Consider the following 15,696-nt stretch of genomic DNA (forward strand, 5'->3'; position numbering starts at 1 on the left):
TCTTATTGAGTATCTATATAATTGATTGGATTAGAATAGAAATTAACTTACACAAGTAGTTTGCAACGCAAACTTCATGTAACTATGGGGGGCCAGTCATGACGAAGCCGAGTGAAATAATAGTTGTCCTTGATTTTGGTGGACAATACAACCAATTGATTGCAAGAAGAATTCGCGATCTAGGCGTATATAGTGAATTAATGGCTTACAATACGTCTGTAGATACAATTCGTAAGCTTAACCCGCGTGGTATCGTATTCTCAGGAGGTCCAGCTTCTGTGTATGGCGAGGGTGCACCACATGTAGATCCAGCAATTTATGACTTAGGAATTCCTATTATGGGAATTTGCTATGGCATGCAGCTAATGGCTTATCAGTTTAATGGTAAGGTAGAAGCTGCAAGTAAACGTGAGTACGGTAAATCAGAAATTGAATTTACTTCGAATGCCGCTTTGGTTAAAGGCTTAGATTCGAAGCAAGTTGTTTGGATGAGCCACGGAGATCATGTAGTCGAATTACCAGAAGGGTTTGTTATTGATGCGAGCACAGACCACGCACCTGTAGCTGCAATGACACATCCAGAAAAACGCATGTTCGCGGTACAATTCCATCCAGAAGTTCGTCATTCTGTGCATGGAAATGAGATGATTCGCAACTTTATTTATGAAGTGTGTGGATGTACTGGCGACTGGAGCATGGAAACCTTTGTTGAGGATCAAATTCGTGAAATTCGTGCACAAGTTGGTGACCGTAAAGTGTTATGTGCACTTAGCGGTGGCGTAGATTCTTCTGTTGTTGCGATTCTTATTCATAAAGCAATTGGCGACCAATTGACATGTATGTTTATTGATCATGGATTACTTCGTAAGGATGAAGCAGAAAGTGTAATGGATACTTTTGTCGGTAAGTTTGATATGAAAGTGATCAAAATCGATGCGCGTGATCGCTTCTTAGGTAAGCTTGCGGGTGTCGAAGATCCAGAACAAAAACGTAAAATCATTGGTAATGAGTTCATCTATTGTTTCCAAGAAGAGTCCGAGAAGCTTGGACAGTTCGACTTCTTGGCACAAGGAACCCTTTATACTGATATCGTAGAAAGTGGTACAGCTACTGCTCAAACGATTAAGTCTCACCATAACGTAGGTGGGTTGCCTGACGATATCAAGTTCGAATTGATCGAACCTTTAAAAACCTTGTTCAAGGATGAAGTGCGTAAGGTTGGGGAAGAGTGTGGATTGCCAGCAGCAATTGTATGGCGTCAACCGTTCCCAGGACCAGGACTTGCCATTCGTGTACTTGGAGAAGTAACAGAAGAGAAATTATACATTGTTCGGGAATCAGACGCGATTCTTCGTGATGAAATTGCCAAAGCAGGCCTTGATCGTGAGATTTGGCAGTATTTCACTGCTCTTCCGAATATGAAGAGTGTCGGTGTTATGGGAGATGCACGTACGTATTCTTATACTGTAGGGATTCGTGCAGTAACTTCGATCGATGGTATGACAGCTGACTGGGCACGTATTCCATGGGACGTGTTAGAGAAAATCTCAGTTCGAATCGTCAATGAGGTAGAGAATGTCAATCGTATCGTGTACGACGTGACTTCTAAGCCACCTGCTACGATTGAGTGGGAATAACAGAGCCAATTTCATAAAAACAATAACAAATCCGAACACTAGTTAGATTCACTCTAACTATCGTTCGGTTTTTTTTGTTGACAAATTTCTACAGAGTCATTTAATATGTGAGTATAAAGATTTTTGTTTTTCGTATAATCTTGGGGATTGGCCCGAGAGTTTCTACGGATCACCGCAAATGATCTGGCTACGAAAAAATGAAGGTACATCCTATGCGTTCTTTGTGTATGCTATGCATATGCACAATATCGCGTAGTGTTGAATTCCTGAATTTTACGTAGCCTGCGTCCGAAGTGGATGGCAGGTTTTTCTATTTTGCAAAGCATTTATTCTTGTTTAGGGAATTCAAATTATAGGAGGAATCAAGCACAATGGATCGTTTCTTCAAGTTGAAGGAAAATGGCACAAACATCAGAACAGAGATTATGGCCGGTTTGACCACGTTCATGGCGATGGCGTACATTCTAGCAGTTAACCCGAATATTTTATCTGGTGCAGGTGGAGACTGGTATCAAGTATTTCTAGCAACTGCAATTGCTGGTGGCGTTATGACGATTCTGATGGGGATCTTGGTTAACTTCCCTGTAGCTTTGGCTCCAGGTATGGGACTTAACGCATACTTTGCAGCCGTAATCGCTGGTTCGCAAGGTCAGTTTACTTTTGAAATGGCATTAACTGCAGTATTTATTTCTGGTTTGATTTTCTTGGTTCTAACTTTAACTAAAGTAAGACAAATGATGGTTACTGCAGTACCAGATAGCATGAAGCATGCGATAACAGTTGGTATCGGTTTGTTTATCGCTATATTAGGAATTAAAAACTCAGGTTTGCTTACAATTTCTCTTCAGGCTAATCAGGATTATGCAGCAAAGGGATTTGCAAAGCTGCTGCCATTCGAAACAGTGTTTGGGCTCGGTGATCTGACAGATCCACACATCATTACTCTTCTTTTTGGACTCATTCTTATTGCAATTTTGATGGTTATTGGTGTTCGCGGTGCAATCCTGTTTGGTATTCTGGGTACAACAATCTTCGGCATATTTGCAGGTATTGTTAACTTTGATTCCCTATCTGCCCCTGGTACAAGCTGGATCCCGGATTTATCACAGGTTCGTTTCGCTGATTTTGATTTTAAAGGAATTGCAAATGCAGGTATCGTAACCGTTATCCTGACATTTACCTTCGTTGAGTTGTTTGATACATTTGGAACGCTTGTTGGTACTGCGAATCGTGCAGGCTTCATGAAGGATAAAGAACAAGGTACCAAAAGGATCGGTAAAGCAATGCTTGTTGACGCAATCGGCGTTAGCGCTGGTGCACTTGTTGGTACCTCAACAGTTACAGCATATGTTGAAAGTTCAGCCGGTGTAGCCCAAGGTGGACGTACAGGTCTTACTTCAGTAGTAACGGGTGCTTGCTTCTTGCTCGCCTTATTTATTGCTCCTGTTATTCTATTGATTCCAAGCGCTGCAACTAACGCCGCTTTAATCGTAGTTGGGGTTCTCATGATTCAATCTGTACGTGAAATTGACTTCAATGACATGGTATTAGCGATTCCTTCTTTCTTAACAATCGTTCTTATGCCTTTCACTTTTTCAATTGCTAACGGTATTTCGTTCGGAATCGTTTCTTATGTAATTTTGGCAACTGTGGGCCGAGTATCAGGCAAGAGCGAGCACAAAGTTCACTGGATGATGTGGATCCTGGCCGTACTAGTGATCATTCGTTATGTAATGCTTGGTGCAGAATAATAGACAGAAATAAGGGAAGACGGAAGGCTCCGATCATTGTGTCGGGGTCTTCTTTTTATATATTTAAGTTGTTATTGTCTCAAAAAGTATGTAAAATGATAAATATTTAGTAAATATTTTGAATTTTCAAGAAAGTGTGTGATGGTATGGCAACGATTAAAGATATCGCGAATGAAGCGAATGTATCAAGTTCAACCGTATCGAGGGTTTTAAGTAATGATATAACGCTGCAAGTTGCAGATGAAACGAGACAACGTATTTTAACGGTCGCTAAGCAATTGAATTACAAGAAATCTAAATCTCGTTTAAGTAAGCTCCGTGAAGAAACAGCAGATGCAAAAAAGAAAATTGGTTTATTGATTTGGGGCTCGGAGCAACTAGAGTCTTCAGATCCTTATTTCATGTTAATTCGGCAAGGCATTGGCAAAGAATGTGAGAAGCAGGATTTGACCGTAGCCAAGGTAATATTTATGGATGATTTTAATATGAACATTTCGGATGAAGAGTTCGATGGTCTAATTGTAATAGGTAAAGTTCATATTGATTTACTACGAAGGTATACCAATATTCAGCATATCGTATCAATTGATTATGAGATGGATGAAGAATACGATTCTGTGATGTTTGATTTGGGCAAGGCCACCAGACAAGCAATGAACCACTTATTTCAGCTTGGACATCAGAGAATTGGCTATATTGGAGGCATTAGCTATATTCGTTCACTTGAAGGAAAGGTGCATAATATTGATGTTCGACAAAAAGAGTATGAAGCCATCATGCGAGAAAAAGAGTGGTTTATTCCTTCTCATGTGTTTGTGGATGATTGGCGAACGGAAAATGGCTATCACTTAATGAAGCAAGCGCTGGAAGTGGAGCAGCGTCCTACAGCTTTCTTAATCGGAAGCGATCCGATGGCGATAGCAGCTCTAAAGGCTTTGTATGAATCTGGAATTAGAGTGCCGGAAGAAATAGCGATCGTTAGTTTTGATGATATTCCTTTATCCTCATTCGTTGAACCATCTCTAACAACTGTCAGAGTACTTTCAGAGGATATGGGGATTACATCGGTTAAACTGCTTGTCGATCGATTCTCAGGACGTAATTTTCCGCTTCATGTTACGTTACCTACAAGCTTAATCGTTCGTGATAGTAGTGGAGTGTAATAAGAGTAAAGGTAAATTTAAGCTGCTTTTTCTAAATTACAAGATTTAGAGAAAGTGGTTTTTTGGCATTGAGCATTCATTATTTATTTAAAAATGATCTTGATGGAAGGAAACTTAGGTGGTAGAATCGAGTGAATATTTAGTAAATTCAATCTATTTAGGAGGAGATTTTTATGGATTTTGTGTATTCAAGTGTTAATGAACTTATTACAGGTCGTTTTCATTTTAGATTAATAGGATGTAGTGAAGAACTCAGAGGTTCCTTGAATTCGCGTCCTGTACAACCTGGGATTGAAGAAATTTCAATCAAACTAGAGAGTGATTCTCCTATTTCTCCTTCTGAAATTGAAGTAGTATGGCAAATTCCTGGAATCGATATTCAGGGTACATGGTATCCAAGTTCTTACCGTTCCAAGAGATTGCGTGTGGATTGGGAGCAGGGGATTGTTTCAAAAACTGCATATTCTGCTCCAGTAATCAGCTTGTTTAATACTAGAAGCCATAATCGACTAACATTTGCATTCTCAGATGCACTTAATTCAGTCGTATTATCTGCTGGTGTGAACGAGGAGACAGGAACTTTCCGTTGTGCAGTCAAGTTATTCACTGAACCAGGGCAGACAATATCGAGTTATGAAGGAACTCTGCGTATTGACACCCGAGAAATTCCTTACTATGAATCCTTGAATGATGTGCAACAGTGGTGGGAATCGCTTCGTGGATATACGCCTGCTGTTGTTCCTGAGGCAGCTAAACTCCCTGTCTATTCCACCTGGTACAGTTTTCATCAAATGCTGTCATCCGAGAAAATCGAGCAGGAGTGCCTTCTGGCTAAGCGCCTTGGATGCCAAACTGTAATCGTAGATGATGGTTGGCAAACCAGGGACAATAAGAGAGGGTATGCATATTGTGGAGACTGGGAAGTTACAGTCGATAAAATACCCGATATGAAAGAGCATGTAGAACGAGTTCATCAAATGGGGATGAAATATTTGCTGTGGTACTCTGTTCCTTTTGTCGGTTATAAGAGTAAGAATTGGGAACGATTCAAAAATCAGATGCTGTCAACTAATGATCGTTTGGAAACTGGAGTACTGGATCCGAGATATCCTGAAATTCGAGATTTTATAATTGAGCTCTATCAAAAAGCACTAGTTGAGTGGAATTTGGATGGTTTCAAACTAGATTTTATTGATAGCTTTACTGGAAATGCAGTGAGCATTAATAAGCGGGATGACGGAATGGACTACTATGCAATTCCTGAAGCTGTAGATAGGCTAATGAGTGATTTGATTATTACGCTGCAGAGCATCAAACCTGATATCATGATTGAATTTCGCCAAAATTATATTGGTCCATTAATGCGAAAGTATGGAAATATGTTTCGGGCTACTGATTGCCCCAATGATGCTATTGAAAATAGAATTCGTACAATTGATGTCCGTTTGCTAAGTGGGGATACCGCAGTACATTCCGATATGTTGATGTGGAATACGGATGAGCCAGTTGAAGTTGCAGCTTTACAATTTGTAAATGTTTTGTTCTCGGTACCTCAAATATCAGTGACTTTGGACAGTCTTTCGAAGGATCATCATCAAATGGTTAGCTATTGGCTTCACTTCTGGCAAGAGCATCGGGATGTATTGCTTAATGGTCAGTTGAAACCACTGCATCCGGATTTAATGTATCCACTTGTTATAGCGGATAATTTGCAGAAGAGAATTGTATGTGCTTATGGCGATGTTGTTCTGAACCCAGGAAAGGATATTCCTTCACAGGTTATATTTGTGAATGGCACGCAAAATTCAAGAGTGTATATTGAGCTTGATGAGGATATGGGGGATAAAACGGTTCAAATACGAGATTGCATGGGACAATTGGTGGATACATTGCAAATCAATTTAAATATGGGAATCCATCGTTTTAATATTCCTCCGTGTGGGAATGCAATCGTGATCGATTAACTTGAGGTTCTTGGTTTGCTTAAGCGAAATTAATATCAAAAGATGTATTATTTTAGTAAAATATGACTAAATTTCATGGATAATAATCTGAATAGTTAGTAAATTTATCTTGATTTAACCCTAAATTTTTAGTAAAGTTATCTTGCGTAGTCATTTAATACTTCATGAAAGCATTAAGATTATTTTCAGAATATTTAGTAAATAAAATTTATTTGGAAAGAAGGGGATTACTCTGAAAAAGATCTATTATGTTGTGTTAGTCATGGTGCTTTTACTAACTGTCGTTATTGGATGCTCCGGGCAAAAGGCAGAGGTCAAGCCTACGGAAACTCCACAGGCTGCTACACCTAAGGTAGAGCCAACCGCTGCTGCAGCTGTTAAAAACGAATTTGGTTGGGAAGTACCGAAAACGTCTGTCGAGTTTAGTTATTATTATGCAGGTCAAATTGATCCAGAAAAGACCAAAAAGAATAGTGCAATCATGCATAAGTTTTTGCAAGATAAGTTCAATGTGAATATTAACAAAATCACCTTAGATGCAAAAGTGGATGACAAACTGAATCTGATGCTCGCATCAGGAGAATATCCTGAAGTTATTGTCAATATGGATGAAGCGATGCTAGCCAAGTGGGTTGCACAAGGAAAAGTAATTGATCTGGCTCCACTCGTTGATCAATATGCACCTGAAATCAAGAAACAGCTAGGCGATTTGTATAAAACTTATTTAAAAGATGGTAAATTGTATGCGCTTCCTTCATATTGGGGCTCACTTCCTATTCCCGACTTTTCTGCTCATCTTCGCTATGACTACTGGAAAGAGCTGGGCATGCCAAAGTTTGAAACTCCTGATGAGTATTATGATGTCCTGAAGAAAATGCAAGAGAAACACCCCAAGAATGACAAAGGGGAAAAAACATATGCTTTAACAGCTTATGCTCCAGTAACCGAGAAGGTTGTCCCAACGCTAGCGGGTATGTGGGGGCTTAAGGATGGTAATAAAATCGAGGCTGATGGAAAGATAACGAGCTGGGTCAATACACCTGAAGGTCTTGAGCTCACCTTGTTTATGAACAAAATTTATCGTGATGGTTTGCTTGATCCAGATGCATTCTTGAACAAGTTCGATAATATGAAAGCCAAAATGTCAACAGATCGGATAATGGGCTTTATTGGCGCATGGTGGATTGGCTGGAATGCAGGGCATGAGGTTTGGCAGAAGAGCGATCCGAATTGGAACGAAGAAAAGCGCTTTATGCAGGTAAGTGCAAAGGCTGTAAGTGCTGAGAAGGCTACTTTGTCAGGAAAAAATTCACGCAGTACAGGTATGACTGTAATTACGAACAAAGCCAAAAATCCGGAAGAAATCATGAAATGGTTGAACTTCTCCACATCAGATATCGGTGCAAGATTAATCGGATGGGGCGTACCTAATACGGATAAGTCCATATGGAATTTTGCAGATGGTAAAGCCAGCTTTGTGGAAGCTCAAAAACAAGCGATCATCGATTCTAAATTCGATTATGATACTGGTGATTTGCAGGGAATGGATTTGTATAACTTAACAACTGGTCAAGGTGTTATGAAGGATGATGGCAAAAGTGTTTACTGGTTCGATCAGAATTTCAACGACGATGCTAAGTGGAAAAAGATGATGAATGATAATCTGAAGGATACCATTTATGACAATACAGTTGGTGGAATTAATATTCCTGCTAATCATCCACTTGCGATAACGGAAAAGCAAGTAAAAGATTTATTGGAATCACAATGGGCTAAAGCAGTAACAAGCAAAACAGAAGAAGAAGCTCGTGCAAACTTTGCAGCAATGAAAGATAAACTCAATGCTGCCGGTCTGGATAAAATCGAAAAATACAAAACGGATGAATATCAGCGCAGATTGAAAGAGTGGAAATAATGATAGCGGGAGGGTGATTGTATCATCCTCCCGAATATCCGATATCCCAAAAAAATTCATTTTACCGGATACGGAGGAATTTATGAATAATCCAGCGCACGAGTATAGTAGCCTGACTGGGACTGCCAAGATTAAAAAAACCAAATTGCAATTGATCAAGAGAAGACTATACAGAGAACGACAAATTTGGATGATATGTATCCCAATTCTTCTATTCATTGCTATTATGCAATACCTACCTATACTAGGTACTATCACAGCATTCATGAATTATGTTCCCGGCCAATCGATCTGGGAAAGTGAATGGGTTGGCTTTCAAAATTTTGAAATGTTTTTTTCTTCACCTGATTTTCCGATGATTATGCGAAATACGCTAGTTATCGGCGGACTGAACATCTTGATTGGATTTCCAGCCCCGATCATCTTGGCTTTACTTCTAAATGAAGTTCGAAATAAAAGATTCCGTAAATTTGTACAGTCAACCTCTTACCTGCCTTATTTTCTATCATGGGTTGTTATAGCCTCAATTGCCTTCACTTTATTTGGGAATGAGGGCATATTGAATGATTTTTTACAGCGCTTCGGGTTTGCAGAGGATCCGATTTCATTCTTGGGAGATGGCGGTAAATATTATTGGGGAATCCTTACATCTTTAACTGTATGGAAAAGTGTTGGTTGGAACTCGATTATTTACTTATCTGCCATCACGGGAGTTCCTCCCGAACTGTACGATGCTGGTAAAGTGGATGGACTAGGTAGATTCAAGAGTATATGGCATATTACGCTTCCAAGTATTAGACCTACGATCATTGTTCTATGGATTTTAAGTTTAGGAGGCATTTTGAATGCTGGATTAGAAGCGCCGCTTTTAATTGGTAACGCTCTGACACGAGATTACTCGGAAGTCATTGATACGTATGTGTTTTCGTATGGTATTCAGCTTGGTAATTATTCCTATGCAACTGCCATTGAATTAGTGAAATCCTTTATCGGAATCATATTGGTATTCGGAGCGAATCGCTTTAGCAAAAAAGTGATGGATACATCCATATACTAAGGGAGGACCAGAATGTCTACTTATTATGTGAAGCAATCATTAGGCGGTAAAATTTTCGATGTTTTCAATATCATTCTATTGTTGTTTTTTGGCTTGCTTGTTGTTTATCCGTTCATCAATCTCCTTGCCATTTCTCTTAATGATGGGATCGATGTACTGCAAGGCGGTATCTATTTATGGCCACGTAAATTTTCATTAAGTGCCTATTTATATTTGTTTCAAGATGATAGGTTGCTGTCGGCACTAATCATCTCCCTATTCAGGGTATTCATTGGAACGTTAACTTGCGTAATTTCCACTGGCTTGCTCGGATATATAGTTACTATTAAACAGTTCTCAGGAAGAAAAATGATGAGAATTATATTCCTGATTACCATCTATTTCACGGGAGGACTCATTCCGACTTATCTCGTTTTTCTCAATCTTGGACTAACCAATACTTTCAATGTCTACTGGATTCCAGCTATGTTCAATGCGACTTGGATGCTATATATAGCATCTTATATAGATGGTATTCCGGATTCGCTTTTTGAATCTGCTCGGATTGATGGCGCAAGTGAACTTGGTATCTTTGTTCGAATCGTAATTCCAGTATGTATTCCTGTATTTGCTTCGATTGCAATTTTTAGCTCGGTAAGTCACTGGAATTACTGGCTAGATACAGTAATTTATAACTCGAATGGAAATTGGGATACACTTCCAATCTATTTAAAACGAATGCTGCTAGAAGTGGAAGCAATAGAACAATTAAAGAACCCGACGCAATTAAGTGCGAGGTTGCGAGATCTTTCACCGACTACGCTGCGTGCTGCAATAACGATGCTCGTTACATTACCAATCTTTTTTGTTTACCCAATTATGCAGCGTTATTTTGTTGGAGGCATCACACTAGGTGCAGTAAAGGGATAATAAATCGGAATTGGAATGATAGAGAAACTTGGAGGAGATTATAATGTCTAAAATTACTTTTTTAGGTGCCGGAAGCACAATCTTTGCCAAAAATGTCCTTGGTGATTGTATGCTTACACCAGCAATACAAGGATTTGAATTAGCACTTTTTGATATCGATACTGTTAAATTGATAGATTCAGAGAACATGTTAAATAATTTGAAGGCAACTTTAGGGAGTACATGTACGGTTAAAGCTTATACCGATCGAAAGGAAGCCTTGCGTGGAGCATCTTATGTCATTAATGCCATTCAGGTAGGCGGGTACGATCCTTGTACAATTACCGATTTTGAAATACCTAAAAAATACGGCTTGCGTCAGACAATCGCAGATACCGTTGGCATAGGTGGTATTTTTAGAAGTTTACGTACGATTCCTGTTATGCTCGATTTTGCTAAGGATATACATGAGGTTTGTCCTGATGCATGGTTCTTGAATTATACGAATCCGATGGCGGTTTTAACAAAAGTGATGAATACGTATGGTGGTGTGAAAACGGTTGGTCTCTGTCATAGTGTCCAAGTATGCGTGCCGCATCTGTTTAAACATATAGGTATGAATCATACGAATGTTCAGTGGAAAATCGCAGGAATCAATCATATGGCTTGGCTTCTTGAAGTTACGCAGAATGGCGTTGACCTATATCCCGAAATTAAGCGTCGTGTGATTGAGAAACAAGAGGAAAAGCATGATGACATGGTACGCTATGAGCTGATGCATCGTTTTGGTTATTACATTACGGAATCATCCGAGCATAATGCAGAATACCATCCGTATTTCATTAAAGGCAATTATCCAGAGCTTATTGACCAATTTAATATTCCGCTAGATGAATATCCGCGTCGCTGTATCAATCAAATCAATCGATGGTCAACAATGCGTGAGGAGCTTGTAAGCAATAAGCAATTAACACATACCAGAACGCAAGAATACGCTTCTTATATTCTTGAAGCAATGGAGACGAATATCCCCTATAAAATTGGCGGTAATGTGATGAACACAGGTCTAATCACCAATTTACCGAAGGAAGCATGCGTGGAAGTGCCATGTATGGTCGATGCTAGTGGTGTGGTTCCGACGTATGTTGGGGATCTGCCCCCGCAATGTGCGGCATTGAATCGAACCAATATTAATACGCAATTGCTTACAATTGAAGCTGCAATAACTGGGAAGAAGGAGCATATTTACCATGCTGCTTTACTTGATCCTCATACATCTGCAGAACTATCCATTGGAGACATCGTTGCGATGTGTGACGAGCTGATTGAGGCTCATGGGAATTGGCTTCCTCCGTTTAAATAACATAGCCAGTATATCTCTTCATGGATAAATATAAGAGGCTTCTGCCCTTCCTAATAGGTTTGTTATTGGTATTCATTACATTCTGTCGAATGGAGGGGAACGATTTCGATTTCAAAGTTAGCTGTGAACAAGGATTGGATAATGGGCAAAGTGAATCTAATAATTTGATTCGAAATGCTGATTTTACTTTATTTAATAAGCATTGGATATATGATGGAGCTTTCATACAACAATCAGATGACAAGGCCAGGGTTTTAATTGATCCAGGTCCTTCAAGCTTCTTGGCACAAACAGTTATCATTCCTGAAACAGGTTATTATCAACTGCAATCGATATTTAAAAGAGTTGATGCGAGTGGCGCTGAATTTGGGATCAGATATCCGAAGGGCAGTGTTATCGTACAAAAAGCCGTGCTTCAAAATGATATGCCTTGTACTCAAATGATCGATAAGATTTTGCTAGAAAAAGGATCTCTTGTAGAAATTTACTTTACAGGTATAAATTCTGATGGTAAGTGGATCGAATTAAAGGATCCTCTTCTGGCTTTGGCCAGCTGTTATTCTCAAGATATTTCAAGCTTAACAAATATGCTCTCTCTTGCAGTGCTCGGTCAGGTTGATGTTACTCAAATTGATACTGATGTTCATAAAGTTCAGGTTACTGTTCCTTATGGTATGGATTTGAAGGAAATTGCTCCTAATTTGACGATTTCACAAGACGCTTCCGTTACACCATCATCAGGGATGGCACAAGATTTTACTGAGCCAGTTGAATATACGATTACCAATCAGGGGAAGCGGCAACTTTGGATTGTGGAATGTCATGTAGGTGAGAAGGAAATTATTATTAATTCGTCGAATCTCGTTATTGAAGAAGCCTTTCAATGGGCTGTGCAAAAGGCACGTTCTTATGTAAGAACAGGAAAGCATGGTTTAATTAACAGAGACGAAACATTTAGCAATTCGCCTGAAATAAAAGAGTATATGCCATCCTATTGGGCAGGATATGCTCACCGTTCAGCCTTCTATATTAGAGATTTCGTTCATCAAATGACTGGAGCACATCTGCTGGGACTTGATCGCGAGAACTTGTCCATGTTAAAAGCATTTGCTGGCACCTCGAATCAATTACACAAATGGTACCCTGCATGGGCGCTCAATTTCGATGGATCGTTATTTAAATTGGATTATCGAGATTCGGATCATTTTGTTAGGGAAGTGCCTGCAGTATTTGAGCTTGTTGAAAAAGCTTATCACATGTACTTATGGACAGGTGACCAGAGCTATTTAGAGGATGCAACTCTTTGGAATTATTATTCGAAGGTTGTAACTGATTTTATCGAACTTCATGATGAACAGATGATGAATGGAGTAGCTGAAGGTACTGGCGGAGGTATATTCCAAGGGACGGCTACTTACAATGAACGGATGACGGAGTCCATTATTGAAGCTGGAGATGGGATAGGCTCGCAATATCAAGCTTTGCTGTCATATGCGGAATTATGTAAAGCAAAGGGAGAATATGAGGCTTATCGAATATTTAAAAATCGTGCGGAAGATTTGAAAGAATACTTCAATCAGGATTGGGGAGTTAAAGGAATACAAAACGGGTATATACGAGGTTATGGGTCAGATGGTAAATCCTATAGTGATTTTGCCAAAGAACCGAGCTGGTTTATGCCAATGAAACAGATCACGGAAGTTGGGGAACGAACGAATACTTTCCTTGAATTCATTGATCAAATGGTTGAGACATCAGAAGGAGCGCCATCCAATATTGAAGCGTACACTTACTTGCCGGATACATTTTTTCCATTTAGCTACAATGAACAGGCTTGGAAATGGATGAAGTATATTATCAATGGTCTGCAGGATATTCACGAGGTAAGCAGTCAAGGGACAAACGGTGATTATCCCGAGGTGTCCTATACGCTCATTAGTCAAACGGTAGAAGGCTTAATGGGGATATCGCCAAATGCACCTGAACACAAGGTGACTACACTTTCGAGATTGCCGAAGGATATTAGCTGGCTGGAGTTAGATCATGTTGCGCTAGGTAGTAATGATCTATATATGAAGCATGAGGGTGTTGTTAAGAGTACAATGCGGAACAATGCTGGAAGTGGACCGATTATCTGGGAAGTTCAGTTCGTTGGTGACTATTCATTCATTCAATTAAATGGAGTTCTTGTCCAAGCACAAACAAAATTAGTGAATGGTGTGAAGGTCAGCTATACCTGTGTAAACCTAGCGATCGGTGAAAGTATAGCCGCTGTTCCAGTAACATCATAAAGTATGGGAGATGAGTTCTATTTACCAGTCAAGATTAAATCGATTGCGTCAATATTTAGTACAACAGCAGATCGACATTGCTTTGATAACGAACCCTACGAATATTTATTATTTTAGTGGATTTTACTCGAACCCACATGAAAGATTCATGGCATTGATCATAGATGCTAATCAGGATATCAAATGCATGATCGTCCCAGGTCTTGACCTGGATGCTGCTGAACAGCAATCGGTTATCCAAGATTTGATTCCCTGCTATGATACTGATAATCCTTACATCTTGCTCAATCAAAAAATCGGTCATAAGAAGTTCACTAACATAGGTTTGGAAAAGAACACATTTACTGTGCATAGACTTGAGCGGCTGGAAGAGCTGTATGCAGATGTAAGAACAACGAATCTAGAAGATTTCATCCATCAAGAAAGACTAGTGAAATCAGCTCAAGATTTGCTGCAGATTCGTCATGCAATTGAAATTACAGAGAAGGTGCTGGAGGAAACGGTACAAAAGGTTTGTATTGGTATGACAGAGCTAGAGCTTACTGCTGAACTGGAATATAGAATTCGAAAGCATGGTGGGGATAGACCTTCATTTGATTCCATTATTTTAACTGGAACGCGCTCATGCTTGCCACATGGAAAACCGGGAAAGGCTCAGATCAAAGAGAATGATTTTTTGCTGATTGACTTTGGTTTGTTTGCAGGAGGCTTTTGTTCGGATATTACGCGGACATTCTTGATTGGTGAGGGAACGAAGGAGCAGGAGAAAATCTATGAAATTGTTCTCGCAGCCAATCAAGCAGCGATTAATGAAGTAAAAGTTGGTACACCATATGGACATATTGATCAGACAGGGAGAGCTGTAATCGTCTCAGAGGGGTATGGTGCTTATTTCAATAATCGAATCGGACATGGTTTAGGGCTAGAGCTCCATGAAGCTCCTTCAATACATAGTGACAATGAACAACTCATCGCTCCAGGTCATCTATTTACGATCGAACCTGGCATCTACATACCAACTCTTGGCGGAGTTCGGATTGAAGACGATCTATATGTGAACCTAAACGGTGAGGTAGAAGTGCTGACAAGCTATCCAAGAGAATTACAGAGATTGTGAATATAAACTAATTGTCGAGAAAAGAATATCGTCAGAAATAAGTGAGCAATCTAGTATTCCACAGAAACTGGGGCTCACTTTATTTATGTTCTATTGATGATCTTTGAAATCCTGAGTTGTATTATTTTACCTTGTATAAAAGGGTTGCACACTGCTGTTCTATTTGTTATGATACATCTTGTCGCTTCGGAAGACGCGATTATGTCGAATGAAACAATCGGTTAAACGATTGAATCACAAAAGAAGAATTTAAAAAAAACTCTTGACATTAAGCCTTCTGAAATGGTATGATATAAAAGTTGTCTCGCAGGTAAATGCGAAACACACAACAACAAATTGTCCTTTGAAAACTGAACAACGAGTGAAGAAAAAGTGATTTTTGCCCGCGAAGGCAAAATATCATACAAGAGGTTATTAACCTCAAAACGTTGAGAGAACGAGCGCTTCGGCGTGAGTGATCAAGACAAGCTAGCAAGAAATTTTGAGCAATCAGCTCTAATTATAGCAAATCAACTTTGGTTGATGAGCACTTTAATGGAGAGTTTGATCC

Annotated in this window: 10 protein-coding genes and 1 riboswitch; all 10 genes read left to right on the forward strand. The window is 39.5% G+C overall.

The window, feature by feature from the left end:
- The first annotated feature begins 98 nt into the window (after positions 1 to 98).
- The 10 genes from guaA (at position 99) to AC1DOK_RS14165 (ending at position 15,146) form a co-directional block, all read left to right on the forward strand.
- Positions 99 to 1,637 carry a glutamine-hydrolyzing GMP synthase gene (gene guaA, locus AC1DOK_RS14120; protein ID WP_477554923.1) on the forward strand — a complete coding sequence of 513 codons (1,539 nt, stop codon included), beginning with the start codon at positions 99 to 101 and terminating at the stop codon, positions 1,635 to 1,637.
- 110 nt (positions 1,638 to 1,747) lie between these two features.
- Positions 1,748 to 1,847, forward strand: a riboswitch (purine riboswitch).
- 161 nt (positions 1,848 to 2,008) lie between these two features.
- Positions 2,009 to 3,388, forward strand: a complete 1,380-nt coding sequence (locus AC1DOK_RS14125; protein ID WP_477554924.1) for an NCS2 family permease — start codon at positions 2,009 to 2,011, stop codon at positions 3,386 to 3,388.
- Positions 3,389 to 3,534: 146 nt separating this feature from the next.
- A complete protein-coding gene (locus AC1DOK_RS14130) occupies positions 3,535 to 4,551 on the forward strand; it encodes a LacI family DNA-binding transcriptional regulator (RefSeq protein ID WP_477554925.1) in 1,017 nt (338 codons plus the stop codon).
- Positions 4,552 to 4,724: 173 nt separating this feature from the next.
- A complete protein-coding gene (locus tag AC1DOK_RS14135; RefSeq protein ID WP_477554926.1) occupies positions 4,725 to 6,515 on the forward strand; it encodes a glycoside hydrolase family 36 protein in 1,791 nt (596 codons plus the stop codon).
- 262 nt (positions 6,516 to 6,777) lie between these two features.
- A complete protein-coding gene (locus tag AC1DOK_RS14140) occupies positions 6,778 to 8,430 on the forward strand; it encodes a type 2 periplasmic-binding domain-containing protein (protein ID WP_477554943.1) in 1,653 nt (550 codons plus the stop codon).
- Positions 8,431 to 8,512: 82 nt separating this feature from the next.
- On the forward strand, positions 8,513 to 9,487 hold the full coding sequence (locus AC1DOK_RS14145; RefSeq protein ID WP_477554927.1) for an ABC transporter permease: 975 nt from the start codon (positions 8,513 to 8,515) through the stop codon (positions 9,485 to 9,487).
- Positions 9,488 to 9,499: 12 nt separating this feature from the next.
- On the forward strand, positions 9,500 to 10,396 hold the full coding sequence (locus AC1DOK_RS14150) for a carbohydrate ABC transporter permease (RefSeq protein WP_477554928.1): 897 nt from the start codon (positions 9,500 to 9,502) through the stop codon (positions 10,394 to 10,396).
- A gap of 43 nt (positions 10,397 to 10,439) precedes the next feature.
- Positions 10,440 to 11,738, forward strand: a complete 1,299-nt coding sequence (gene melA / locus AC1DOK_RS14155; protein WP_477554929.1) for an alpha-galactosidase — start codon at positions 10,440 to 10,442, stop codon at positions 11,736 to 11,738.
- 89 nt (positions 11,739 to 11,827) lie between these two features.
- Complete coding sequence (locus AC1DOK_RS14160) at positions 11,828 to 14,029, forward strand: hypothetical protein (protein ID WP_477554930.1); 2,202 nt, start codon at positions 11,828 to 11,830, stop codon at positions 14,027 to 14,029.
- 10 nt (positions 14,030 to 14,039) lie between these two features.
- A complete protein-coding gene (locus AC1DOK_RS14165; RefSeq protein ID WP_477554931.1) occupies positions 14,040 to 15,146 on the forward strand; it encodes a M24 family metallopeptidase in 1,107 nt (368 codons plus the stop codon).
- The last annotated feature ends 550 nt before the right edge of the window (positions 15,147 to 15,696 follow it).

The organism is Paenibacillus sp. P5_B5 (assembly GCF_056400365.1).